The organism is Streptomyces sp. NPDC032091, assembly GCF_055580265.1.
On the sequence record NZ_JBVILR010000014.1, the window covers coordinates 152,865 to 175,143 of the forward strand.

Annotated in this window: 25 protein-coding genes; 9 read left to right on the forward strand and 16 right to left on the reverse strand. The window is 72.7% G+C overall.

What is annotated here, in order from left to right; genetic code table 11:
- Window positions 1-65: 65 nt before the first annotated feature.
- On the forward strand, window positions 66-392 hold the full coding sequence (locus ACZ5NJ_RS22915; RefSeq protein ID WP_468766963.1) for a hypothetical protein: 327 nt from the start codon (window positions 66-68) through the stop codon (window positions 390-392).
- Between the two features lie 12 nt (window positions 393-404).
- Here the strand turns inward: ACZ5NJ_RS22915 and ACZ5NJ_RS22920 are convergent, their stop codons facing one another.
- Window positions 405-839, reverse strand: coding sequence for a MarR family winged helix-turn-helix transcriptional regulator (locus ACZ5NJ_RS22920; protein WP_468766965.1), 435 nt, complete (start codon window positions 837-839; stop codon window positions 405-407).
- A gap of 122 nt (window positions 840-961) precedes the next feature.
- On the opposite strand from ACZ5NJ_RS22920, the gene ACZ5NJ_RS22925 reads away from it, so the two are divergent.
- Window positions 962-1,822 (forward strand): MBL fold metallo-hydrolase, encoded by an 861-nt coding sequence (locus tag ACZ5NJ_RS22925; protein ID WP_468766966.1) that lies wholly within the window; start codon window positions 962-964, stop codon window positions 1,820-1,822.
- Window positions 1,823-1,850: 28 nt separating this feature from the next.
- Here ACZ5NJ_RS22925 and ACZ5NJ_RS22930 read toward each other — a convergent pair whose 3' ends face one another.
- Entirely contained in the window at window positions 1,851-2,522 is a 672-nt protein-coding gene (locus ACZ5NJ_RS22930; RefSeq protein WP_468766967.1) for a TetR/AcrR family transcriptional regulator, read from the reverse strand.
- A 108-nt stretch (window positions 2,523-2,630) separates the two neighbouring features.
- Here ACZ5NJ_RS22930 and ACZ5NJ_RS22935 point away from each other — a divergent pair, with 108 nt between their 5' ends.
- The gene (locus tag ACZ5NJ_RS22935) at window positions 2,631-3,524 is read left to right on the forward strand and encodes an alpha/beta fold hydrolase (protein ID WP_468766968.1); all 894 of its coding nucleotides are present in this window, start codon (window positions 2,631-2,633) and stop codon (window positions 3,522-3,524) included.
- 8 nt (window positions 3,525-3,532) lie between these two features.
- On the opposite strand, the gene ACZ5NJ_RS22940 is transcribed toward ACZ5NJ_RS22935, so the two are convergent.
- From ACZ5NJ_RS22940 to ACZ5NJ_RS22950, 3 genes are all read right to left on the reverse strand, one after another.
- A complete protein-coding gene (locus tag ACZ5NJ_RS22940; protein ID WP_468766969.1) occupies window positions 3,533-5,059 on the reverse strand; it encodes a glycosyltransferase family 39 protein in 1,527 nt (508 codons plus the stop codon).
- A gap of 272 nt (window positions 5,060-5,331) precedes the next feature.
- Window positions 5,332-6,147, reverse strand: a complete 816-nt coding sequence (locus tag ACZ5NJ_RS22945) for a helix-turn-helix domain-containing protein (RefSeq protein ID WP_468766970.1) — start codon at window positions 6,145-6,147, stop codon at window positions 5,332-5,334.
- Window positions 6,148-6,491: 344 nt separating this feature from the next.
- A complete protein-coding gene (locus ACZ5NJ_RS22950; RefSeq protein WP_468766971.1) occupies window positions 6,492-6,908 on the reverse strand; it encodes an ATP-binding protein in 417 nt (138 codons plus the stop codon).
- 156 nt (window positions 6,909-7,064) lie between these two features.
- Here ACZ5NJ_RS22950 and ACZ5NJ_RS22955 point away from each other — a divergent pair, with 156 nt between their 5' ends.
- The 4 genes from ACZ5NJ_RS22955 (at window position 7,065) to ACZ5NJ_RS22970 (ending at window position 11,605) form a co-directional block, all read left to right on the forward strand.
- Window positions 7,065-7,922 (forward strand): helix-turn-helix domain-containing protein, encoded by an 858-nt coding sequence (locus tag ACZ5NJ_RS22955; RefSeq protein WP_468766972.1) that lies wholly within the window; start codon window positions 7,065-7,067, stop codon window positions 7,920-7,922.
- The gene (locus ACZ5NJ_RS22960) at window positions 7,919-8,173 is read left to right on the forward strand and encodes a DUF397 domain-containing protein (RefSeq protein WP_468766973.1); all 255 of its coding nucleotides are present in this window, start codon (window positions 7,919-7,921) and stop codon (window positions 8,171-8,173) included. Before ACZ5NJ_RS22955 ends, ACZ5NJ_RS22960 begins: the two co-directional genes overlap by 4 nt.
- Window positions 8,174-8,185: 12 nt before the next feature.
- Complete coding sequence (locus tag ACZ5NJ_RS22965; protein WP_468766974.1) at window positions 8,186-10,327, forward strand: WD40 repeat domain-containing serine/threonine protein kinase; 2,142 nt, start codon at window positions 8,186-8,188, stop codon at window positions 10,325-10,327.
- Between the two features lie 66 nt (window positions 10,328-10,393).
- Window positions 10,394-11,605: a hypothetical protein gene (locus tag ACZ5NJ_RS22970; RefSeq protein ID WP_468766975.1), complete on the forward strand. Its 1,212-nt coding sequence runs from the start codon at window positions 10,394-10,396 to the stop codon at window positions 11,603-11,605.
- An 11-nt stretch (window positions 11,606-11,616) separates the two neighbouring features.
- Here the strand turns inward: ACZ5NJ_RS22970 and ACZ5NJ_RS22975 are convergent, their stop codons facing one another.
- The 6 genes from ACZ5NJ_RS22975 to ACZ5NJ_RS23000 form a co-directional block, all read right to left on the reverse strand.
- The gene (locus ACZ5NJ_RS22975) at window positions 11,617-12,582 is read right to left on the reverse strand and encodes a glycosyltransferase family 2 protein (RefSeq protein WP_468766976.1); all 966 of its coding nucleotides are present in this window, start codon (window positions 12,580-12,582) and stop codon (window positions 11,617-11,619) included.
- 120 nt (window positions 12,583-12,702) lie between these two features.
- Window positions 12,703-14,025 carry a dicarboxylate/amino acid:cation symporter gene (locus ACZ5NJ_RS22980; protein WP_468766977.1) on the reverse strand — a complete coding sequence of 441 codons (1,323 nt, stop codon included), beginning with the start codon at window positions 14,023-14,025 and terminating at the stop codon, window positions 12,703-12,705.
- Between the two features lie 394 nt (window positions 14,026-14,419).
- On the reverse strand, window positions 14,420-14,725 hold the full coding sequence (locus ACZ5NJ_RS22985; RefSeq protein WP_468766978.1) for a DUF4229 domain-containing protein: 306 nt from the start codon (window positions 14,723-14,725) through the stop codon (window positions 14,420-14,422).
- A gap of 96 nt (window positions 14,726-14,821) precedes the next feature.
- Complete coding sequence (locus ACZ5NJ_RS22990) at window positions 14,822-15,346, reverse strand: GNAT family N-acetyltransferase (protein WP_468766979.1); 525 nt, start codon at window positions 15,344-15,346, stop codon at window positions 14,822-14,824.
- Between the two features lie 108 nt (window positions 15,347-15,454).
- Window positions 15,455-16,618: an aminofutalosine synthase MqnE gene (gene mqnE, locus ACZ5NJ_RS22995; RefSeq protein ID WP_468766980.1), complete on the reverse strand. Its 1,164-nt coding sequence runs from the start codon at window positions 16,616-16,618 to the stop codon at window positions 15,455-15,457.
- 64 nt (window positions 16,619-16,682) lie between these two features.
- Window positions 16,683-17,138 (reverse strand): Lrp/AsnC family transcriptional regulator, encoded by a 456-nt coding sequence (locus ACZ5NJ_RS23000; protein WP_344151061.1) that lies wholly within the window; start codon window positions 17,136-17,138, stop codon window positions 16,683-16,685.
- Window positions 17,139-17,259: 121 nt separating this feature from the next.
- On the opposite strand from ACZ5NJ_RS23000, the gene ACZ5NJ_RS23005 reads away from it, so the two are divergent.
- A complete protein-coding gene (locus ACZ5NJ_RS23005) occupies window positions 17,260-17,394 on the forward strand; it encodes a hypothetical protein (RefSeq protein ID WP_281187172.1) in 135 nt (44 codons plus the stop codon).
- Here the strand turns inward: ACZ5NJ_RS23005 and ACZ5NJ_RS23010 are convergent.
- Window positions 17,391-18,062: a UbiX family flavin prenyltransferase gene (locus tag ACZ5NJ_RS23010; protein ID WP_468766981.1), complete on the reverse strand. Its 672-nt coding sequence runs from the start codon at window positions 18,060-18,062 to the stop codon at window positions 17,391-17,393. The genes ACZ5NJ_RS23005 and ACZ5NJ_RS23010 overlap by 4 nt on opposite strands.
- Before the next feature lie 82 nt (window positions 18,063-18,144).
- On the opposite strand from ACZ5NJ_RS23010, the gene ACZ5NJ_RS23015 reads away from it, so the two are divergent.
- A complete protein-coding gene (locus ACZ5NJ_RS23015; protein WP_468766982.1) occupies window positions 18,145-18,753 on the forward strand; it encodes a rhomboid family intramembrane serine protease in 609 nt (202 codons plus the stop codon).
- On the opposite strand, the gene ACZ5NJ_RS23020 is transcribed toward ACZ5NJ_RS23015, so the two are convergent.
- From ACZ5NJ_RS23020 to ACZ5NJ_RS23035, 4 genes are read right to left on the reverse strand one after another with little or no spacing between them, the layout of a single operon-like run.
- Window positions 18,746-19,330, reverse strand: coding sequence for a Uma2 family endonuclease (locus tag ACZ5NJ_RS23020; protein ID WP_468766983.1), 585 nt, complete (start codon window positions 19,328-19,330; stop codon window positions 18,746-18,748). The genes ACZ5NJ_RS23015 and ACZ5NJ_RS23020 overlap by 8 nt on opposite strands.
- A 26-nt stretch (window positions 19,331-19,356) precedes the next feature.
- A complete protein-coding gene (mqnP, locus tag ACZ5NJ_RS23025; RefSeq protein ID WP_468766984.1) occupies window positions 19,357-20,280 on the reverse strand; it encodes a menaquinone biosynthesis prenyltransferase MqnP in 924 nt (307 codons plus the stop codon).
- Window positions 20,277-20,747, reverse strand: coding sequence for a hypothetical protein (locus ACZ5NJ_RS23030; protein WP_468766985.1), 471 nt, complete (start codon window positions 20,745-20,747; stop codon window positions 20,277-20,279). Before ACZ5NJ_RS23030 ends, mqnP begins: the two co-directional genes overlap by 4 nt.
- Window positions 20,744-22,201 carry a menaquinone biosynthesis decarboxylase gene (locus tag ACZ5NJ_RS23035; protein WP_365145599.1) on the reverse strand — a complete coding sequence of 486 codons (1,458 nt, stop codon included), beginning with the start codon at window positions 22,199-22,201 and terminating at the stop codon, window positions 20,744-20,746. The genes ACZ5NJ_RS23030 and ACZ5NJ_RS23035 overlap by 4 nt, the downstream gene beginning before the upstream one ends.
- Between the last annotated feature and the right edge of the window lie 78 nt (window positions 22,202-22,279).

The following is a 22,279-nucleotide window of genomic DNA, read 5'->3' on the forward strand; positions in this document are numbered from 1 at the left end:
TCATCTCGATGAGCTCGGCCCTGCCGTACCGGCCTCTCGGGTCCACCCGCGGTGATGATGTGGGCATGACCTACCGACGCCGCCACGACAGTATCGACCTGCCGCAGGACCGGGGCTGCCTGCGGTGGGTCCTGGGCGTACCGCTGGCCGTCCTGGTCTACCTGCCGGCCGCCTACCTCTGCCAGGTCTCGTTCGCCCTGCGCCCCGACGACGGCCCCTACGACCCGGTCCGCGACGACGCCCTGTTCACGGCGCACGCGTGCGTGGTCCTGTGCTTCGCGGGGCTGCTGATCACCGCCGTGCCCGTCTTCCACCGCACCCTGGGCCGCTGGTGGTACGCGGCGCCCTTCGCGCTGGCCTCGATCGCCTTCCTGCGCGGCCGGCTGCTCTGACGCACCCGGCCCTCAGGAACCGGTGACGGCCCGTTCCAGCAGGTCGCGCAGCACCCGCTGCTCCTCCGGCGCGAGGCAGGCCACCGGCGAATCGACGTGGAGGAGGTCGAGCAGCCGGGTCCGCAGCGCCGCGCCCTCGCCGGTCAGGACCAGGAGTTTGGCGCGCCGGTCGGTGGGGTGCGGATGGCGGCCGACCAGGCCCTGCCTCTCCAGCCGGTCCACGACGAAAGTGGCGTTGGAGGGCTCGCAGTTCATCCGCTCGGCGAGCTCCCGCATGGTCATCGGACCGCTCATCTCCCGCAGCGCGGTCGCCTGCGAGGCGGTGAGGCCCAGCGTGGCGGCCCGCTCCCGCACGTGCTCGGCGATCCGCTGGGCGAGTCCGTCGACCAGCCCGCAGAGCTGCCGCTCGGCGACGGCCTGCGACTGCGGTTCGGGGGACTTCGTCATGGCGCCCACCCTACAACCCGCCCGAGAACCTCATCAAGTTCAAACAATTACAGCTTGAATGATTCAAGCTTGATGCTTATGGTGATCACCGTCGCCCGCCGCCACCTCACCAGGGAGAAGACATGGCCGACTTGACCGCATCCACCGCCCCCGACGGCGCCCGCCTGCGCCGCCCCTCGGGCATCCGCTCCCTCCGCCTGGGCGAGACGAAGGTGACCTACGTCCCCGACGGCGCCGTCCGCCTGCGCCCCCTGGACCTGCTCCCGGACACCACCGACGCGACCTGGGCCGCACACCCGGAGTACCTGGACGAGGCCGGCCACCTGACGGGCAGCGTCGGCTCCCTCCTCGTCGAGCACGGCGGCCGCGCCCTCCTGATCGACGCGGGCATCGGCCCGCACGCCTTCGAGAGCCCGGACGGCCCCCTGCACTCGGCCCACGGCGGCGCCCTCCCCGACGGCCTGGCCCGACTGGGCCGGAGGCCCGAGGCCATCGAGGCGGTGGCCTTCACCCACCTGCACCCCGACCACCTCGGCTGGGCCTGCGAACCCCTCCTCGCCCACGCCGAGTTCCTGATCTCCGAGCCGGAGTGGGCGGCCCGCGACGCCCTGGAGCCCCGCGCGGCGCAGGCCCTCGCGAAGAACGTCCGCACGATCACGCACGACGAGGAGGTCTTCCCCGGCGTCCGCGTCCGCGTCGCCCCGGGCCACACCGCCGGCCACACCGAGTACGTCATCACGGGCGGCGGCCGCCGCCTGATCGCCTTCGGCGACGCCCTGCACTCCCCGCTCCAGGCCGCCCACCCGTCCTGGTCGGCCGGCTTCGACCACGACCTCCCCGCCACGGCCGGCCACCGCCACCGCCTGGTGGCGGAACTCGCGCGGCCGGACACCCTCGGCTTCGGCGTCCACTTCGCGGACGTGGTCTTCGGCCGGGTCGCCGAAACCGCCGGCGGCCCGGCCTGGCACCCGCTGGACGCCTAGGCGGTGCCTTCCGGAGCCCGTGGCGGAGTCAGCCCAGGACTCCGCCGAGGGCGCGGGTGAGTACGGTGGCGAACCGGTCGCGGGAGGGGGGTTCGGGCCGGGTGGCGGCGAGCATCGCGGCGATGCGGGGGTGGGTGCCGGCGGTGGCCACGTGCCGCAGGTAGGAGGAGCGGCGCCGGGCGCCGGGGTCCGCGGCAGCCAGTTCGTTCTGGACGAACAGCGCGGTCAGCGCGTTCAGTACGGCGAACGCCTCGACCTTGCGGTCGGGCTCGGCCGGGTGGTCGGCGAGTACGTCGAGCAGGTGCTCCAGCAGGTCGGTCCCGTGCGGGCCGAGGGTCGGACGGGTGACGACCACGGCCGGCAGCCAGGGGTGACGGCGCATGATCCGTCGGGCCTGGTGGGCGATCTCCAGGAGGTCGGCCTGCCAGTCGCCGCTCGGGGCGGGCAGGCGGTATTCGCGGGCGGTGCTGTCGATCATCAGGTCGAGCAGGTCGTCGCGGGTGGCCACGTAGCGGTAGAGCGAGGCGGCGCCGGTGCCCAGGGCCGTGGCGAGGCGGCGCATGGAGACGGCGTCCAGGCCCTCCCGGTCGGCCAGTTCCACCGCGGCGGCGGTGATTTCGGCGCGGCTGCGTTCGGCCGGGCGTCCGACCTGGGCCTGTTCCGGCCGCAGCCAGATCACCGGTTCCTGCTGTCCCGCCACTGCCACCTCCCGCGTTGCCGCCACTCTACCGTTCCGAGTACGGTGTTCGCGAACGACGTTTGCGAACGACGTTTGCGAACGAACGGGAATCGTGCAGAGGGGGTCGCCATGCCGCGCTTCGCCTACAACGACGGGATCCGGATCGCCTTCGAAGACCTCGGCGGGGCGGGCGGAGACCCGCTGCTGCTGGTGATGGGACTGGGCACCTCCCGGTTCTGGTGGCCGGACGGGCTGGTGGAGGAACTGGTCCGCCGCGGCTTCCACGTCGTGGCCTACGACCAACGCGACGCCGGCCAGTCCACGCACCTGCCCGGCCGGCGTGAGGGCCCGCCCGTCGCGGCCCTGCTGCGGCACGCGCCCCCGGCGTACAGCGCCGAGGACCAGACCGACGACGCGATCGCCGTCCTCGACGCGCTCGGCTGGGAGCGCGCCCACCTTTTCGGCCACTCCCTGGGCGGGCTCGTGGCACAGCGCGTCGCGATCCGACACCCACACCGCGTGCACACCCTCACCACCTCCTCGGCCGTGCCCAGCGACGTGAAGGGACTGGGTGTCCTGCGCTACCTGCGCCTGGCGTCCCTGGCCCGGTTCACGAGGTTGCGTCACCCCGAGACACCGCGGGGCGACCTGGCTCTCGCCCTGGCCGTCGCCCGCATCCTGGCCGCACCCGGCCGGCCCGTCGACGAGGACGACGTGCGGGGGTTCGTGGACAAAGAGGCCGCGCACCGGATCGCCGGCTTCCGTGACCGGAAGGCACAGAGCCGCCAGATCGGTGCGAAGTGGCACGGCGGCCCGCTCGCCGGGATCACCGCGCCGACCCTGGTGCTGCACGGATCGCGGGACCCGCTGCTGCGCGTGTCGGCCGCACGCGACATCGCCCGCGCCGTCCCCGGCGCGCGCCTGCGCGTCCTGCCGGATGTCGGGCACTTGCTCGTCGGCGACGTCTGGGCCACGTACGCCGACGAACTGCGTGCGCTCGCCGACGGCCGGTCCGCGGCGTAGACCCTGCCCTACGGTGTGCGGACCAGCAGGGCGACCGTCAGGCCGCTGTGGGACTCCGTGCCGTAGGAGGTGTACCGCGCGCGCAGCGCCGCGGCCTGGTCCTTGGGGACCTCCCGCAGCACGTCGGGGTCGTCGCCGGGCACCACCACCCAGATCCGGGCCTCCCCCCTCAGACACCGCGCCGGACGGGGGCAGTAGAGCGGGAACAGCTCGTCGTTGTCGGCCGCGGTCCGGGCGAGGAACACCTCGCGCGGACTCACCCCGGGCCGCAGGTAGTAGCGCACCCCCTGGTCGAGCATCCAGGGGGCGCCCCGGACGTAGACCACCGCGTCCCCGGGGCGGTAGTACTTCCCGATGGTCCGCGCCGCACCGGCGTAGTCCGCGGCGTGCGGCACGTCGTGCTCGAACGGGCCCCTGACCCGGCGCTGGTCGGGCAGCACCAGCACCGCGACCACGGCCAGGACCGCGGCAGCGGCCCGCCAGGACCGGGTCGCCCCGGCGAGCCCCGCCCCCGCCAGCAGCGCCCAGGCCGGCAGGGTGAACAGGACGTACTGGTAGCGGAAGTAGGAGACGTCGCCGTGCGACGCCGCCCACAGCACGAGCGGCGGCAGCACGGCGACGGCGGAGCAGAGCAGGAAACCCTCCCGCTCCTCCCGCCACGCCGGCGCGGCCAGCGCGAGCACCACCCCGGCGCACAGGGCCGAGGCGAACAGCTGGGGCCAGATCTCCACCAGGCCCCAGGCGTCCGGCTCCGGCAGCCAGAAGAGCTGGCGCGACGCCTGGGACCTGCCGAGCAGGACCACCGGCAGCGCGCACACGGCGGCGGCCGAGACCGCGGCGAGGAAGGGCCACGGCCCCCGCCCCTCACGGCGCGCCCGCAGCACCGCCGCCGGGGCGTGGCACAGCACGATCGTCAGCGCGATCAGGTGCAGCAGCCCCAGGACGGCCAGGCACAGCCCGTACGCCGCCCAGCGCGCCGCCCGCCGCCACGGCCGGCGGGCCCCGTCCCACGCCCTGAGCAGCAGGAACGTCGCCAGCGTCGCGAACAGCATCACGAGGGCGTAGCTGCGCGCCTCCTGGGCGAACCGGCTCGCCGCGGGAAGCACCGCGAAGAGCGTCCCGGCACACAGCCCGGCCCGCCGCCCGAACAGCCGCCGCCCCGTCAGGGTGACCAGGGCCGCGGTCGCGGCCACGGCCAGGACGGTGGGCGTGCGCAGGGCCAGGTGGGAGTCCCCGAACACGGCCGTCCAGCCGTGCATCAGGAAGTAGTAGGTGCCGTGCACCGCGTCGACGTGGTGCAGCAGGGCCCAGATCTCCCCGGGACTGCGCCGGCTCACCTCCCAGGTGACCAGCTCGTCCGTCCCCAGGAGCGTGCCGTCGATCCCGACGAGGGACAGGACCAGCGCGGTCAGCGCGGGCCAGATCCACAGCGTCGCGCCCGACCGCGCGAGGGCGCCCTCTCCGCCCGCCCCGGATGCTTCGGCTTCTTCGGCGTCTTCGGGTTCTTGCTGCGGAGACCGCACGAGGATCGTCACGGCCCCACGCATAGTGTCGTCCTCCCGCCCGCACCCGCCGGGCCACGCCCGCGCGGGCGCTTTTCACCCCATCGGCGGCCCTAGGTCGTCTCTTTCGGATCTTGCCGGTCAAGCCCGCGTCGTCCGGTGCCGTGCATCGGCGGCTTGGCGGGGCGCCGCCGTACTGGACGTACTTGGTGCCCCGCCAAGGCGGCGAGGTGCGGTGCCGGGCGGCGCGGGTCTGGGGGCACCTCCCAGCGGTAGCTGGGGGAGCACGATCCGGAAGAGACGGCCTAGGCGGCGGTGTCCAGCTCCTCGGGCGGGCAGGTGCGGCAGCGGCCGGGTTCGGGGGCCCGGAAGGCCTTGTCGCAGCCGTCGCAGTTCTGCAGCGGATCGGTCCGCGGGCGCGCCGCCCGCGGCGCGGGCGCCTCGCGGGGCAGCTCGGGAGGGATCCCGGCCCGCAGCCGGTAGCCGAGCACCGCGACGGGGCTGCGCATGTCCTCCGGCAGTCCGGCGAGGAGCGCCCGCCGCACGGACTCCGGCTCCGCGCCCCGCTCCAGCCAGGCGGTCACCCCGGGCGCGAGCCGGTGCACGTCCCGCTCACCGAGCAGCAGCCGGGGATCGTCCACGCGCAGCCGGGCGAGCAGCGCCGCGGCCTCCTGCCGTACGGGCCCGCGCGGCCGGGGCGGTTCGGGCAGCGGCACGACCCTCCGCGCGGGCGCGGGCTCCGGCGCCGGACCGGCCGGGGGCGCCGGGGGTTCGGGCGGTGCGGGTGGTGCGGGGGGCGGGGGTGTGGGTGGCGTCGGGGGCGGCTCGTCCGGCGGCGGGCCCGTCTGCGGGCGGCCGTGGAACATCGTCCGGGTGACCAGGCGCCCGTCGGCGGTCCGCACCCGCCTGCGCTCCAGGTACCCGGCCGCCTCCAGCTCCCGCAGCCCGCCGGCGATCCTCACCTCCCCTTCGGGAAACCGCTCGGCCAGCGTCTTGATGCCGATCCGACTGCCGTCGGGGAGGGACTGGATGTACACCGCGAGCCCGATCGCCAGCAGCGACAGTCCGGGGTGCCGGACGAGGCGCGCGGCCACCGCGAGGGGGGGTTCGTCGTCCGCCACGTAGACGTGGGTGACACCTGATCGGACGGTCCCGCCGGGAACGCGGGACGCGGCGCGCGTGGGCGCGTTAGGCTGCTTGTGAGCCATAGGGAAGCCGGTTACTTCCTGCTTGGTCAGGCCCTCGCCCGGGATGCCAGTCCCGACGGGGGCCGTCTCATGTCTGGGGTTGTCGCGGCGAGCATATGCCAGCCAACCACCCCGAAATCCAGCCGAGTTGGCACAGTTCACCCATGCGAGTGAGCAGCCGCCGAGCGGGGGGTCAGGGGGGTTGGTCGGTGGGTTTTCACCCACCGACCAACCTTGGTCGGTTGATGTCGGGCGCCCCCGGATCCCCGTTCTCCGCGTCACGGTCCGGGGCGCGCGAAGTCCACCTCCGCCCACACCGCCTTGAGGGGCGCGGGCCCCTGCCGCACCCCCCACCGGTCGGCCAGCTCCGCCACCACCAGCAGCCCGCGCCCGCCCTCCGCGTCCGCATCCGCGTCGCGGACGCACGGGACCCGGTCCCGGCGCGTGTCCACGACCTCGATCCGGAGCGACCCGCCGGTCAGGGTCAGCAGCACCCGGAAGTCCCGCCCGGGAACCCGCCCGTGGGTCACGGCGTTGGCGGCCAGCTCGGCCACGATCAGCCCGGGGCCGTCGGTGGGCAGCCCCCAGGAGGCGATCCGGTCGACGGCGATCCGCCGGGCCCGCCGTGCACCGAGCGGGGTGGCGGGGAGCCGGATGTCGAACTGGCGTGTGGGGCAACCGATTTGAGTATTCACGTCTCCCAGCGTCGAGCGGCCCGCCTACCGTGAACAGGGACATCGCCCGTACGTCCGGGGTTTGTCCCGCCCTTGTCCGGACCTGTCCCGGCTGTCCAGAGGGCCGCGCGGGCATGCGGTGTTGAGTCATTTTCGGTGCGTCGGAGGTGGACCCGCATGACGGTGGACAGTGACGGTACGGAAGACGCGGGCTGGGAGATCGACCCGGACGACGAACAGGGCATCGCGGTCCTGGCCGCACTGGGCCGCCAGCTGAAGGCCTGGCGCGAGGAGGCGGGCAAGCGGGCCGGGGACTTCGGCCTGGAGATCGGGTACGGGGAGGACATGGTCCGCAAGGTGGAGGCGGGCAAACGGATTCCTCGTCCCGAGTACCTGGACGGGGCGGACCGGGTCCTGGGTGCGCGGGGGCGGATCGCGGCGATGAAGGCGGACGTGGAGCAGATCCGCTACCCGAAGAAGGTCCGCGCCCTGGCGAAGCGGGAGGCCAAGGCCGTGGAGATCGGCGCGTACCGCATCCACGGGGTCCACGGCATCCTGCAGACGGAGGAGTACGCCCGGGCCCTCTTCGAGATGCGGCAACCGGCCTATTCACAGGACGAGGTGGAGCGCTACCTGGCCGCCCGCATGACCAGGCGCACGATCTTCGATCGCACCCCGGCCCCATCCCTGAGCATCGTCCAAGAAGAGGCAAGCCTCCGGCGACCCATCGGAGGCACAATGGTGTGGCGGCAACAGCTCGAACGGTTGCTGGAGGTGTCCCAGTTGCGGCATCTGGCCTTCCAGGTGATGCCGATCGACCGCGCGGTCCATGCCGGCATGGACGGTGGGATCGAAGTGCTGAAGTTCGACGACGGTACGGCCGTGGGCCGCTCGGAAGGCGCGTTCGGCGGACGTCCGGTCTCCGACCCGAAGCAGCTCCGGATCTTGGAATTTCGCTATGGCATGATCCGAGCCCAAGCCCTCACCCCCGTGGAATCGCGGGCCTTTATCGAGAATCTGCTGGGAGCGACATGACCGACCACCCCGAACTTCATTGGTTCAAGAGCAGCTACAGCGACGGCAGTGAGGGCGATTCCTGCGTCGAGGTGGCGCACCGCTGGTTCAAGAGCAGCTTCAGCGACAGCAGCGAAGGCGACGACTGCGTCGAGGTGGCGAACACCCCGGCCCTGGTCCACGTCCGGGACTCCAAGGACACCGCGCTCCCCCACCTCACCTTCAGCCCCGCCGTCTGGAGCGGGTTCGTCTCGGATCCCGCCGGCTTCTGAGGAGGGGGAACCATGAGGGCGGGGGAGCGCCTGGCCGGGCGGTACCGGCTGGACGTGCGGCTCGGGCAGGGCGGGATCGGGGAGGTCTGGCGGGCGTTCGACGCCGATCTCGGGCGGCCCGTCGCCGTCAAGGTGCTGCTGGAGTTCGACGCGTCGGACGAACTGCTGGGCCGGTTCCGGCGGGAGGCGGCCATCGGGGCGCGGCTCCAGCATCCCGGCATCACCGTCGTGCACGACATCGGGCAGCACGAGAACCGCCTCTTCATCGTGATGGAGCTCCTGGAGGGCGAGGACCTCGCCCACCTCCTGGCCCGCTCCCCGGCCGGCGGGCTACCGGTTCCCGAGGCACTCGATCTGGCGCTCCAGGCGGCGGAGGCGCTGGCCGCCGCGCACGCGCAGAAGGTGGTGCACCGGGACCTCAAGCCCGCGAACCTCTTCCTCCTCACCACCGGCGGCCGCCTGAAGATCTGCGACTTCGGCATCGCCCGCACCGCCGACAGCACCGGCGGCCTCACCGTCACCGGCCGGGTCTTCGGCACGCCCGCCTACATGGCGCCCGAGCAGTGGCGGGGCGAGCACGTCGACGCCCGGTGCGACCTGTACGCCCTGGGGTGCGTGCTGTTCGCCCTGCTGACCGGGGCGCCGCCGTTCCCGGCCGCCGAACAGGTGTGGGTGCTGATGCGGCGGCACCTGGACGAGGCGCCGTCCGCGCTGGACTCCGTACGGGCGGGCCTGCCGGCGGACCTGGTGGAGCTGGTGGGGTCCCTGCTGTCCAAGGACCCCGCCGAGCGCCCCGACTCCCAGACCACCGCGACCCGGCTCCGCGCCCTGCTCACCCCGCCGACGGCCCCGGCGGCGGAGACCGGGCCCGCACCCGTCCCCGTACCGAGGCCCGCGCCCGTCCCCGTACCGGAGCCGGTGCCCGCAGCCGGGCCCGCGCCCGCACCGGCCTCCGCCTCCGCCCCCACCGTCACCGCCGACCCGACGGCGGGGCGGCACGCCGGCCCCACCGTCGAGGAGCCGCACACCCCCGGACGGCACGCCCCCGCCCGCACCGCCCCCGCTCGCACCGGTGCCGGTCCGGCCGCCGCGCGCCGGGGGCCGGGCCGGCGCACGCTCGTCCTCGGCGGGCTCGCCGCGCTCGCGGCGGCGGCGGGCGGGACGGCCGCTGTCCTCTCCCTCGGCGACGAAGGCGACGGCGGGGCGCCCGCACTCCACCCCGCCGCCACCCTCACCGGGCACGAGGCCTCCGTCGAGTCCCTGGCGTTCAGCCCCGACGGCACGACCCTCGCCACCGGCAGCCGCGACCGCACCCTCCGGATCTGGGACCTCGCCACCGCCAAGGCCACCACCGTCCTGCGCCACGACGCCCTGATCCGCGCGGTGGCCTTCGCCCCGGACGGCAAGACGCTCGTCAGCGGCGGCGAGGACGCGAGCGTCCTGCTGTGGAAGCCCTCCCAGCAGACCCCGCTCGCACGGCTGACGGACCACACGCGCCCGGTCCGCTCGGTCGCCTTCGCCCCTGACGGCACCGCGGTCGCCAGCGCGGGCGAGGACATGGTCATCCGGATCTGGGACGTCCGCACCGCGAGCCGCGCCTACACGCTCGCCGGACACACCTCGGGCGTCTGGTCGGTGGCGTTCGCTCCCGACGGCAAGACGCTCGCCAGCGGCGGCGGCGACCGGTCCGTGCGCCTGTGGGACCTGGCCGCACGAAGGGGCGCCGTCCTGCCCGAGCCGACGGGGGACGTGATGTCGGTCGCCTTCAGCTCCGACGGCGGCTTCGTCGCCGGCGGGGTGAACTCCGGTTCCGGCGCACCGTCCGACACCTCCGCCGGCTTCGGGAACACCGCCATGGCCGGACCCCTCGGCGAGCTCCGGGTGTGGAACGCCAGGACCCGCGCGCAGACCACCTACCGCCCCGACCTCCCCTACAACGTCGCCTCGGTCGCCTTCCGGCCCGGCAGCACCACCGTCCTCGCCACCGGCGGCTGGGACGGCGCGGTCCGGGTGTGGAACCTGGCCGGCACGGCCCTGCCGGGCCCGGTCAAGGGACACAGGAGCCCCGTGTGGTCGGTGGCGTTCAGCCCCGACGGGAAGACCCTCGCCAGCGGCGCGGGCGACGGCACGGTCCGCCTCTGGAAGGTCTCCTGAGCGGCCGGTCCGGCCGGCGGCCCTCCGGGTGCGGCCGCGCGGGAGGCTCGCCAGACTGACGGGGAGATGATCCGATCCCCGCGGGCCGGCCGGCTGCGCGCCGCGCTGCCGCCGGTCGTCGCCTGGCTGGTCTCCCAGCTGGTCACCTGGGCGGTGGCGCACGCCTCCGTCGCCGGTGACGGCTCCCCGGTGGCCTACTGGTCCACGGGCGCCCGCCGGCGCTGGGACTCCGAGCACTACCTCTCCGTCGCCCGCGGCGGCTACGAGATGTTCCGCTGCCGGGACCGCTACGCGAACTTCCCCGACGTCATGTGCGGGAACGTGGCCTGGTTCCCCGGCTACCCCATGGCCGTGCGGGCGGTGTCGGGGACCGGGCTGTCCTACGAGCTCTCCGCCGCCGTCGTCACCGAGGCGGCGCTGCTCGGGATGTTCGCGGTGCTGTGGTGGCTGCTCGGCGCCCGGCTCACCCGGGCGACCGCGCTCACCCTCGCCGTCGGCGCCGTCTTCCCCGGCGGCGTCTACTTCCACGCCCTGTTCCCGATCGCCCTCGCGACCCTGGCCCTGCTGGTGTGCGTCGCGGGGGTGGGGCGCGGGTCCTGGTGGACGGCCGCGGCGGGCGGTTTCACGGCCGTCGCCTGTCACCCGGTCGGCGCCGTGGCCGTCGTGATGCTGCTGTCGAGCGCCCTGTTCGCCTGGGGCGGGGCCGCGTGGCCGGTGCGGTGGGCGAAGGCGGGGGCGGCGGCGGTGGCCGCCGGGTGCGGGGTGCTGTGGGCCAAGTGGCTGATGTGGCAGGCGACGGGGCACTGGGACGCGTACGAGATCATCCAGCGGTCCAGCTACGGGCAGGGGGACCTGCACCAGCCGTTCGCCGAGATGGTCCGGGCCTACCGGGTCCCGTTCCGCGACTGGTACACGCCGAAGGCGCCCGGCGGGCGGCTGCCGTGGCTGGTGGAGCACGCCCTCGCCGCGCACCGGCCGCAGTTCTGGCTGGACACCGCGTTCGTGGTGCTGGTGGTGGCGACGGCCGTCGTCCTGCTGGTGCGCGAGCGGCGGCTGTCCGTCGTGGAGTGGGCGGCGCTGGTGCTGACGGTGGCGGTGTTCCTGGTGCCGTTCGTCGCCGGGGCGCAGATGTCCTGGTACCGGGGCCACGCCCAGATGTTCGTCGGGCTGGTCCTCGTCCGCCGCATGTCGCCGTGGGTGCAGGTCCCGCTGCTGGCCGCCTGCGCGGCCCAGTACGCCCTGCTGGGGGCGATGTTCTTCGCCGGGGTCCTGGTCTGAGGCGCGAGGGGCTACGGCCCCTCCTCCCCGGTGTCGCGGGCCACGACGTACGTCGGCCGGGCCTGGACGGCGGTGTGGATGCGGGCGACGTACTCGCCGAGCATGCCGAGGCAGAAGAGCTGGACGGCGCCGAAGAACAGCATCGTGATGATCAGGGAGCTCCAGCCGGGCAGCGGGTTGCCGGTGGCGTAGACGGTCAGGGCCCAGACGAGGAAGGCGAGGCAGACGACGGAGCTGAGCGCGCCGATGGCGGTGGCCAGCCGCAGCGGGACGGCGGAGAAGGCGGTGACGCTGTCGAAGGCCAGCAGGACCATCTTGTGCAGGGGGTACTTGGAGGTGCCCGCCGCCCGCTCGGCGCGCCGGTAGGCGAGCTGCCCGCTGGGGAAGCCCAGCCAGGGGATCAGCAGGCGGTAGATCTGCTGCTGGTCGGGGAGGGTCTTGAGGGTGTCGACGACGGCGCGGGACAGCAGCCGGAAGTCGCCCGCCTGGGCGGGGACGTAGGCGCCGGCGAGGCGGCGCATGAGCCGGTAGTAGGCGCCGGCGGTGCGGCGTTTGAAGCCGCTGTCGGTGGAGCGGTCGGTCCGGACGCCGTAGACGATGTCCAGCGCCCCGGCCCGGGCGAGGGCGAGCATCTCGGGGATGAGCTCCGGCGGGTCCTGGAGGTCCGCGTCGATGCTGGCGACGTAGGCGCCGCGGGCCCGGTGCAGTCCGGCGGTGAGGGCGGCCTGGTGGCCGCTGTTGCGGCGGAGGGTGACCACGCGCAGCTGCGGCCAGCCGGTGCGCAGCCGCTCCAGCAGGAGGGGGGTCCGGTCGGTGGAGCCGTCGTCGACGGCGAGGACCTCGTACGCCTCGCCGCACCCGTCGAGCACCGGCCGGAGCCGCGCCGCCAGGACGGGCAGCACCTCCTCCTCGTCGAAGACGGGGACCACGACCGACAGGGTCGGCCCGTCCGGGCGCGAGTCGTCCACAGCCCTCATGATGCGCGAACCCCCCGGCCCCGGCACGCGGAGCGCAGCGCAGCGGCCCCCGCCCGGGCGGGGGCGGGGGCCGCGGGGTGCGGTGCGCGCGGCGGGCGCGGCGGCGCGGTCGCGGGCGCGTCAGGCGGCGACGGCGACCGGGGCCGGCTGGGCGGCGGGGGCCTCGTCCAGCGGGGAGGACGAGGCGGTGGCGTAGGCCTCCTTGTCCAGGATCCCCTCACGGGCGGAGACGAGGACCGGGACGACGGCCTGGCCGGCGACGTTGGTGGCCGTGCGCATCATGTCGAGGATCGGGTCGATCGCCATGAGCAGGCCGACGCCGGCGAGCGGCAGGCCCAGGGTGGAGAGGGTCAGGGTGAGCATGACCGTCGCGCCGGTCAGGCCGGCCGTGGCGGCGGAGCCGACGACCGAGACGAACGCGATGAGCAGGTACTCCTTGATGCCCAGCTGCACGTCGAAGATGTTGGCGATGAAGATCGCGGCGAGGGCCGGGTAGATCGCGGCGCAGCCGTCCATCTTGGTGGTGGCGCCGAACGGGACGGAGAAGGAGGCGTACTCCTTCGGGACGCCGAGGCGCTCGGTGACCTTCTGGGTGACCGGCATGGTGCCGACCGAGGAGCGGGAGACGAAGGCCAGCTGGATGGCGGGCCAGGCGCCCTTGAAGAACTGGACCGGGTTGACCTTCGCGACCGTGGCGAGGAGCAGCGGGTAGACGCCGAACATGACCAGGGCGCAGCCGATGTAGATGTCGGCGGTGAAGGTGGCGTACTTGCCGATGAGGTCCCAGCCGTAGCTGGCGATGGCGGTGCCGATGAGGCCGACGGTGCCGAGGGGGGCGAGGCGGATGACCCACCACAGGGCCTTCTGGAGGAGTTCCAGGACGGACTCGGCGAGGTTCAGGACGGGCTGGGCCTTGGCGCCGAGCTGGAGGGCCGCGATGCCGGCGACGGCGGCGAGGAAGACGATCTGGAGGACGTTCAGCTCGGTGAACGGGGTGACGATGTCCTTCGGCACGATGCCGGTCAGGAAGTCGATCCAGGAGCCGTGCCGCTTGGGCTCCTTGCCGTCGGCCGGGGTGAGGCCGGTGCCGGCGCCCGGGTCGGTCAGCAGGCCGATGGCGAGGCCGATGCCCACCGCGATCAGCGAGGTGATCATGAACCAGAGCAGGGTGCGGGTCGCGAGGCGGGCGGCGTTGTTCACCTTCCGCAGGTTGGTGATGGACACCAGGATCGCGAAGAACACGAGCGGGGCGACGGCCAGCTTGAGCAGCTGGATGAAGATGTCGCCGACCTGCTCCAGGGTGGTCTTCAGCCAGCTGACGTCCTGGCTGCGGGCGATCCAGCCGAAGAGGACGCCGAACGCGAGGCCGGCGACGATCTGGGCCCAGAAGGGGAACTTGAACGAGGCCTTGGCGGGAGCCTGGGCCTGGGGGGACGCGGACACGGCAATCTCCGGGGGACGCGCGGACGTACGGCGGAAGGTTTCTGCGGGGGATGCGGTACGGCGGCAGCCGGGAAGGGGCCGGGCCGGCCGGCGACCGCTGCTGCGGGCGCTTCAGCGGCAACAGCAACAGGCCGCGGACACGCGGCGGCAGAGGTCGACGTGCAGGCGCGCCACGAGCGGGGAGCTCGGGCTCATCGGGTGCGCTGCGGCGGTCAACATGTTGAACACGCTAACACTTCCGCTTTGAGAAACTCAAAGGGATGCTTTGAGCACCAATCGCGGCGGAGTGGACCGGCGGGGCCTGCGGGAACCCGGGAACGCCGAAGCCCCAGCGGGACGGGGGGTGTTCCCGTCGCTGGGGCTCGCGGAAGGGGTACGCGCGGGGCGCGCGGCGTCAGGCGCGGGCGGCGTCGTCGGCCGCGTCCTCCTGGCTGCGGTTCGCGGCGAGCTTCTGCTTCGCATCCGCGACGCGTCCGGAGATCTGCGCGGACATCTCGTCACGCTGCTTGCGCAGCAGGATGAAGGACAGCGGCGCGGAGAGCACCAGCGCGAGCAGCACGATCCAGGCGGGGTTGGCGGCGCCCAGCCCGGCGGGCACGAGGCCGAAGTGGACCAGCAGGGCCACGAGGACCAGACATCCGACGAAGATGCCCAGGCGCATCGCGGTGTAGCGGATCGTCGCACTCGGCTTGAGGGACACGATGACCCCTTCTTTCTCATCGGAAACGTCGGACACGTCGGCAGGTACCCGTCCAGTGAAGCACGCCGGGCCGCGGCCCACGGCTGTCGGGGGGCCTCAGAGCAGGGGCAGTAGCATCGTGATGCCGTCGCGGTCGTCGCCGGGGGCCACGCGGATGGCTCCGGGGACGCGGCCGACCTCCTTGTAGCCGCAGGCGGCGTAGAAGTGCTCCAGGCCGAGGCCGCCGCGGCACTCCAGGACGACGGCCTCGATGCCGTCCAGGGTGCGGGCCGCGTCGGCGAGGGCGGCCATCAGGGCCCGGCCGGCGCCGCGGCCCTGGAGGGCGGGGCGGACCATGACCGTGTACGCGTACGCCCAGTGCGTCATGAGGCGGTGCGTGTTGGGGGCGAGGAAGGCCGCGGCCGCGACGTTCCCGTCCCCGTCGCGCCCGACCAGCAGCCGGTGGCGGCCCTCGGCCATCGCGACGAGGTGCCTGACCAGTTCGGGCCGGATGTCCTCGATGGTGACGGGCGGGACGAAGCCGACGGCCCCGCCGGCGTTGGAGACCTCGGTCCACAGCTCCGCGATGCCGTCGCGGAGGGCGGGGTCGACGACGGGATCGAAGGTAAAAGTAAGGGTCACCAGCGAAGAGTATTCATTACCCATCCCCTCGGCAACGGCTTTCCGGACATACGGAAGGCCCCGGTCCGTCAGGGACCGGGGCCTCTCCGTGCGGTGCCGGGGGGGGCGTCAGACGCGCATCGCCTGCGGGGTCTCGCGCAGCGCGGCGTCCGGGCCGGGGTACTCGCGGATGATCTCGTAGCGCGTGTTGCGCTCGACCGGGCGGAAGCCGGCCTCGCGGATCAGTTCGAGGAGGTCGTCGCGGGTCAGCTTGTTCGGGGTGCCGTAGTTGTCCGCGTCGTGCGTGATCTTGTACTCGACGACCGAGCCGTCCATGTCGTCCGCGCCGTGCTGGAGGGCGAGCTGGGCGGTCTGCACGCCGTGCATCACCCAGAAGACCTTCACGTGCGGCACGTTGTCGAAGAGGAGACGGGAGACCGCGAAGGTCTTCAGCGCCTCGGCGCCCGTCGCCATCGTCGTGCGCGCCTGGAGCTTGTTGCGGACCTTGCCGTCCTTCATGTCCACGAAGTCGTGCTGGTAGCGCAGCGGGATGAAGACCTGGAAGCCGCCGGTCTCGTCCTGGAGCTCGCGCAGCCGCAGCACGTGGTCCACGCGGTGGCGCGGCTCCTCGATGTGCCCGTAGAGCATCGTCGCCGGGGTCTTGAGCCCCTTCTCGTGCGCCAGGCGGTGGATGCGCGACCAGTCCTCCCAGTGGGTGCGGTGGTCGACGATGTGCTGGCGGACCTCCCAGTCGAAGATCTCCGCGCCGCCGCCGGTCAGGGACTCCAGCCCCGCCTCGATCAGCTCGTCGAGGATCTCGGAGGCCGACAGGCCCGAGATGGTCTCGAAGTGGTGGATCTCCGTCGCCGTGAACGCCTTCAGCGAGACGCTCGGCAGCGCCTCCTTGAGGGCCGACAGCGACCGCGGGTAGTAGCGCCACGGGAGGGACGGGTGCAGCCCGTTGACGATGTGCAGCTCGGTGAGGTTCTCGCCCTCCATGGCCTTGGCCAGGCGGACGGCCTCCTCGATGCGCATCGTGTACGCGTCCTTCTCGCCCGGCTTGCGCTGGAACGAGCAGTACGCGCAGGAGGCGGTGCACACGTTCGTCATGTTGAGGTGGCGGTTGACGTTGAAGTGGACGACGTCGCCGTTCTTGCGGGTGCGCACCTCGTGGGCGAGACCGCCCAGCCACGCCAGGTCGTCCGACTCGTAGAGGGCGATGCCGTCCTCACGCGTCAGCCGCTCGCCGGAGCGGACCTTCTCCTCCAGCTCGCGCTTGAGCCCAGCGTCCATGCCGGTGTCTCCCTGTCTTCCTGTCCCTGTCCCAGCCTGTGTGCAACCGCCACCCACCGTACTCTCAGGCGTCCTCGGGCAGCTCGCCGACCCGGTTCTCCCACTTGGTGGAGAGCACGATCGTGGTACGGGTGCGCGAGACGCCCTTGGTGCCGGAGAGCTTGCGGATGATCTTCTCCAGGCCGTCGACGTCGCTGGCGCGGACCTTGAGCATGAAGGAGTCGTCGCCGGCGATGAACCAGCAGTCCTCGATCTCGGCGAGGTCGCGCAGCCGGCGGGCCACGTCCTCGTGGTCGGCGGCGTCGGAGAGGGAGATGCCGATCAGCGCGGTGACGCCGAGCCCGAGCTCGGCGGCGGCCACGGTCGCGCGGTAGCCGGTGATGACGCCGGCCGATTCGAGACGGTTGATCCGGTCGGTGACGCTGGGGCCGGAGAGGCCCACGAGACGGCCCAGCTCCGCGTACGAGGCACGACCGTTCTCACGGAGTGCCTGGATGAGCTGCCTGTCCACCGTGTCCATTACGTGGAGCCTTCCATTATTCGGCGTTCCTGCAAGTTTAGGTATAGAATCAAAGGCGCACAGGGTCAACACCCTGTGAATCTTTCAACAGATCAATGACGATCTTCAGGAGTGGTTCACCGTGTACACGATCGAGATGGCCTACGCGCACATGCGACAGCTCCAGGAGCTGGCCAACCGATCCCGCACCGACCAGCCCGCAGCCGCCTACCGCAACGACAAGACCCGCAGGCCGCTCCGCGCCAAGAAGCGCTAGTCACGGGGGCGGGCGCTGCCAAGCTCCCCCTCCCAACGGCGGTACAGACCGTGCGGCACCCCTGCCGCGTCGAGCACCCGCCCCGCGACGAAGTCCACCAGGTCCTGGATGTGCGTCGCACCCGCGTAGAACGCCGGAGAGGCGGGCAGCACGACCGCGCCCGCCTCGTCCAGCGCCACCAGATGCCTCAGCGTCTGCCCGTTCAGCGGGGTCTCCCGCACCGCGACCACCAGCCTGCGCCGCTCCTTCAGCGTCACGCTCGCGACGCGCTGGAGCAGGTCCTTCGACAGCCCGAGCGCCACCCCGGCCACGCAGGCCGTGGAAGCGGGCACGATCAGCATCCCCTTGACCGGGTACGAACCCGAACTCGGCCCGGCCGCCAGGTCCCCGGCCGCCCAGTACCGCACGTCGTCCAGCCCGGACACCTCGAAGGTCCCCGGCTTCCCGTCGGCGCCCCGCGCCAGCCACTCGGCCAGATCGTCCCGCCAGTGCGCGTCCCGGAAGGCGATCCCGGTCTCGTCCAGCAGAGTGAGCCGCGAGGCCCGGCTGACCACCAGGTCCACCGCCTCGCCCGCCGCGAGCAGCCCTCGGACCACCGAGGCCGCGTACGGCGTCCCCGATGCCCCGGAAACCCCCACCACCCAGGGGGTGCGCTTGCGCTCAGTCATACCTCCGAGACTATCCGGCCACACCCGCGGGCCACTCGTTAAGGTGTGCCGGACGCACGACACGCCCCGGGGGACATGGCACATGAGTACGAACGCGGTGGACACGAAGGTCCCGGACTGGTCCCGGAGGGAACGCGCGGCGGCCGCCGCCAAGCTGATGCTGGGCTGGGTGGCACTGCTGTGGGCCCTGGAGGCGGTCGACTACGCGACGGGGCACGCGCTGGACCAGTACGGGATCAGGCCGCGCGACACCGACCATCTGATCGGCATCGTCGCGTGCCCGTTCCTGCACTTCGGCTTCGGCCACGTCGCCTCCAACAGCATCCCGCTGCTGGTCTTCGGCTTCATCGCCGCCCTCAGCGGCATACGCCGGTTCCTCGCCGTGAGCGTGCTGATCATGCTGGCGGACGGGATCGGCTGCTGGCTGGTCGCCCCGCCGAACACCATCGGGGCGGGCGCCTCCGGCCTGGTCTACGGCCTCTTCGGCTACGTGGTCGTCCGCGGCTTCGTGGAGCGCAGGCCGCTGAACGCCGTGGTGGGCATCGTCATCGCGGCCTGGTGGGGTGGATCGCTGCTCCTCGGCATCCTGCCCACGGACCCCGGTGTCGCCTGGTACGCCCACCTCATCGGCCTCGCCGCAGGCGTGGCGGCCGCCCTCCGGTACCGCCGCCCGGCCCGCCGGGTCAGCTGACGGCGGAGGGGTCCACCGGCAGCCCGGCCGTCTCCACGGACAGCTTCCCGATCCCGCTCTCCACGACGACCGTCCCGCCGTACGGGATCACGTCCCGGCCCCGGTAGCCGTCGGGGCCGGGGTTCCACAGGGTCGTGCACTGCGCCTTGTAGGGGTCGAAGATCAGGTAGTGCGGGATCCCGCGCCGGGCGTAGGCCCGGTCCTTGACCTCGTAGTCGTTGCGGACGCTGCTCGGCGACACCACCTCGATGGCCAGCTCGATCAGGTCGGGCGGGTACGCACTGAGGTTCTTGTCCGCCTCCGGCGCGGGGATAAGCGCCAGGTCCGGGCAGAACTCGTTGTCACCGTCGAACGGGACAGCGACGTCACTGATGAAGCCCCACTCCGCCGACAGCTGTGCTTCCAGCACGTTCCACAGCAGCCGGATCGTCCGGGCGTGGTGCGGCTTCAGCGGACTCATCACGATGGCGCCCTCGACAATCTCCATCCGGTAGCCCGGGAACATGTCCTCGAACCGGCTGAGCTGCGAGTGCAGGCGGTCGCTCTCCGAGACGGTCACGTCGGCCTCCCTGTCCATGCACTCGATGGTAGGCCGCACGCTAGCTAGAGGGTCAGACCCCGCACCACCAGATCGGCGAGCGCGCACACGAACAGGGCGATCCCGATGAAGCCGTTGACGGTGAAGAACGCCCGGTTCAGCCGCGACAGGTCGTGCGGCTTGACGATCGTGTGCTCGTACAGGAACGCCGCCGCGACGATCAGCAGGCCCAGCCACAGGAACGCGCCGCCGTCCGTGAGGACCGCGTAGGCCGCCAGCAGGGCCGTGGTGACGGCGTGGCAGGCGCGGGCGCCCCACAGGGCCCCCGGGACGCCGAAGCGGGCCGGGACCGACTTGACGCCCTCGGCGCGGTCGGACTCCACGTCCTGGCAGGCGTAGATCAGGTCGAAGCCGCCGATCCACACGCCGATGGCCAGACCGAGGACGACGGCCTCCCAGGACCACTCCCCCGTCACCGCCAGCCACGCGCCGACCGGGCCCATCGCCTGGGCCAGGCCCAGGATGGCCTGCGGGAAGTTCGTGAACCGCTTGCCGTACGGGTAGACCACCATCGGCACCACCGCGACCGGCGCCAGCGCCAGGCACAGCGGGTTGAGGAGGGCGGCCGACCCGAGGAAGACGACCAGGGCGATGCCCGCACCCGTCCACGCCGAGCGCACCGACACCGCGCCGGTGACCAGCTCGCGGCCGGCGGTGCGCGGGTTGCGGGCGTCGAGCTCGCGGTCGATGATCCGGTTCGCGGCCATCGCGAAGGTCCGCAGGCCCACCATGCACACCGTGACCAGCAGCAGCTCCCGCCAGTGCATCCGCCCGTCCAGCCGGAACATGGCGGTCAGCGCGGCGATGTACGCGAACGGCAGCGCGAAGACCGAGTGCTCGATCATCACCAGCCGCAGGAAGGCCCTGACCTTGCCAGCGGGCCGCGGCGCCTGTCCGGGGCCGAGCACGCCTTCGGCGGTGGTCATCATGCGAGGCTCCGGCGGAAGTCCGCGAGGTCGGCGCGGAGCGCGTCGGCGTCCACCGCCGGGATGTCGAGGGTGACGGGGCCGAGCTCCTCGCCCTCCGGCGGGGTGACGACGGCCGTGAAACGGCAGCCCTCGCCCTGCGGGTACGCCTGGACGCGCAGCACCTCGCCCGCCCCGACGATGAACGGGCCGCTCTCGAAGGACAGCTCGGCCAGCAACCGGTCGGCGAAGTCCTCGGCCTCCGCGTCCCGCAGGCCCGGCAGCTCGAAGCCGCCGCCGTCCACCCCGTCCTGCTCCCACATCAGCGCCCACACCGTGCCGGGGCCGGCGAACTCCTCGGGGCTCACGCCCGCCTGCTCCGCCGCCTCCCGGACCTCCGGGTCGGCCGGGTCCAGGCGCGGGCGCACGAGGGCCACGTAGGTCTCGTCGGTGCCGATGAAGAGGGCGGGGCCGCCCATCGCCGTGCTCACAGGCCGTACTCCTTCCAGCGGCGGTCCACCAGGGCCGCCGTCGCCGGGTCGGACTCGACCATGTCGGGCCAGCCGCCGTCGCGGGTGTAGCCCTCCTCCGGCAGCTTCTTGGTCGCGTCGATGCCCGCCTTGCCGCCCCAGAACTGCTGGTACGAGGCGTGGTCCAGGTGGTCCACCGGCCCCTCGACCACGGTGAGGTCGCGGGAGTAGTCGGTGTTGCCGAGGGCCCGCCAGGACACCTCGTGCAGGTCGTGGACGTCGCAGTCCTTGTCCACCACGATGATCAGCTTGGTCAGCGACATCATGTGCGCACCCCAGATGGCGTGCATCACCTTCTGGGCGTGCTTGGGGTACTTCTTGTCGATCGAGACGATCGCGCAGTTGTGGAAGCCGCCGGACTCGGGCAGGTGGTAGTCCACGATGTCCGGGACGATGATCTTCAGCAGCGGCAGGAAGAAGCGTTCCGTCGCGCGGCCCAGCGGGCCGTCCTCCGTCGGCGGCCGGCCGACGACGATCGACTGGAGCAGCGGACGCTTCCGCATCGTCACACAGTCGATCTTCAGCGCGGGGAAGGGCTCCTGCGGGGTGTAGAAGCCGGTGTGGTCGCCGAACGGACCCTCCGGCAGCATCTCCCCCGGCTCCAGCCAGCCCTCGATCACGACCTCCGCGTTGGCCGGGACCTGGAGCGGGACGGTCTTGCAGTCGACCATCTCGATCCGCTTGCCCGCCACGAACCCGGCGAACAGGTACTCGTCGATGTCGCCCGGCAGCGGCGCGGTCGAGGCGTAGGTGACGGCCGGCGGGCAGCCGAAGGCGATCGCGACCGGCAGCCGCTCACCGCGCGCCGCGGCGACGGCGTAGTGGTTGCGGCTGTCCTTGTGGATCTGCCAGTGCATGCCGATGGTGCGCTTGTCGTGCCGCTGGAGGCGGTAGAGCCCGAGGTTGCGCACGCCGGTCTCGGGGTGCTTGGTGTGGGTCAGGCCCAGGTTGAAGAAGTCGCCGCCGTCCTTGGGCCAGGTGAACAGCGCCGGCAGCAGGTCCAGGTCCACGTCGTCCCCGGTGAGGACGACCTCCTGGACGGGCGCGGACTCGCCCTTCACCTTCTTCGGCGGCACGTGCACCATCGAGCCGAGCTTGCCGAAGGCCTCGCGGACGCCGATGAAGCCCTGCGGCAGCTCGGGCTTCAGCAGACCGCCGATCTTCTCGCTGATCTCGCCGTACGACTTCAGGCCCAGGGCCTTCAGGAGGCGGCGGTCGGTGCCGAAGACGTTCATCGCCAGGGGCATCGCCGAGCCGCGCACGTTCTCGAAGAGCAGCGCGGGGCCGCCCGCCTTGTTCACTCTGTCGACGATCTCCCCGACCTCCAGGTACGGGTCGACTTCGGCCTTGATGCGCTTGAGGTCGCCCTCCCGCTCCAGGGCCCGGAGCAGCGAGCGGAGATCGTCGTAAGCCATGGGCCCCAGTATCCGTCACCGCATACCCTGGGGACGTCACCGGGGCCCCGCGCGGGCCCGCCGCCACTGCCCGGGAGT

What these genes read in the sequence shown, in the direction of transcription:
- ACZ5NJ_RS22935 (WP_468766968.1), top strand. Translation starts at nt 2,631, where the DNA reads ATGCCGCGCTTCGCCTACAACGACGGGATCCGGATCGCCTTCGAAGAC.
- ACZ5NJ_RS22915 (WP_468766963.1), top strand. Translation starts at nt 66, where the DNA reads ATGACCTACCGACGCCGCCACGACAGTATCGACCTGCCGCAGGACCGG.
- ACZ5NJ_RS22975 (WP_468766976.1), bottom strand. Translation starts at nt 12,582, where the DNA reads ATGAGGGCTGTGGACGACTCGCGCCCGGACGGGCCGACCCTGTCGGTC.
- ACZ5NJ_RS22965 (WP_468766974.1), top strand. Translation starts at nt 8,186, where the DNA reads ATGAGGGCGGGGGAGCGCCTGGCCGGGCGGTACCGGCTGGACGTGCGG.
- ACZ5NJ_RS22920 (WP_468766965.1), bottom strand. Translation starts at nt 839, where the DNA reads ATGACGAAGTCCCCCGAACCGCAGTCGCAGGCCGTCGCCGAGCGGCAG.
- ACZ5NJ_RS23020 (WP_468766983.1), bottom strand. Translation starts at nt 19,330, where the DNA reads ATGGACAGGGAGGCCGACGTGACCGTCTCGGAGAGCGACCGCCTGCAC.
- mqnP (WP_468766984.1), bottom strand. Translation starts at nt 20,280, where the DNA reads ATGATGACCACCGCCGAAGGCGTGCTCGGCCCCGGACAGGCGCCGCGG.
- ACZ5NJ_RS23010 (WP_468766981.1), bottom strand. Translation starts at nt 18,062, where the DNA reads ATGACTGAGCGCAAGCGCACCCCCTGGGTGGTGGGGGTTTCCGGGGCA.
- ACZ5NJ_RS23035 (WP_365145599.1), bottom strand. Translation starts at nt 22,201, where the DNA reads ATGGCTTACGACGATCTCCGCTCGCTGCTCCGGGCCCTGGAGCGGGAG.
- mqnE (WP_468766980.1), bottom strand. Translation starts at nt 16,618, where the DNA reads ATGGACGCTGGGCTCAAGCGCGAGCTGGAGGAGAAGGTCCGCTCCGGC.
- ACZ5NJ_RS22970 (WP_468766975.1), top strand. Translation starts at nt 10,394, where the DNA reads ATGATCCGATCCCCGCGGGCCGGCCGGCTGCGCGCCGCGCTGCCGCCG.
- ACZ5NJ_RS23000 (WP_344151061.1), bottom strand. Translation starts at nt 17,138, where the DNA reads ATGGACACGGTGGACAGGCAGCTCATCCAGGCACTCCGTGAGAACGGT.
- ACZ5NJ_RS22960 (WP_468766973.1), top strand. Translation starts at nt 7,919, where the DNA reads ATGACCGACCACCCCGAACTTCATTGGTTCAAGAGCAGCTACAGCGAC.
- ACZ5NJ_RS23015 (WP_468766982.1), top strand. Translation starts at nt 18,145, where the DNA reads ATGAGTACGAACGCGGTGGACACGAAGGTCCCGGACTGGTCCCGGAGG.
- ACZ5NJ_RS22925 (WP_468766966.1), top strand. Translation starts at nt 962, where the DNA reads ATGGCCGACTTGACCGCATCCACCGCCCCCGACGGCGCCCGCCTGCGC.
- ACZ5NJ_RS22955 (WP_468766972.1), top strand. Translation starts at nt 7,065, where the DNA reads ATGACGGTGGACAGTGACGGTACGGAAGACGCGGGCTGGGAGATCGAC.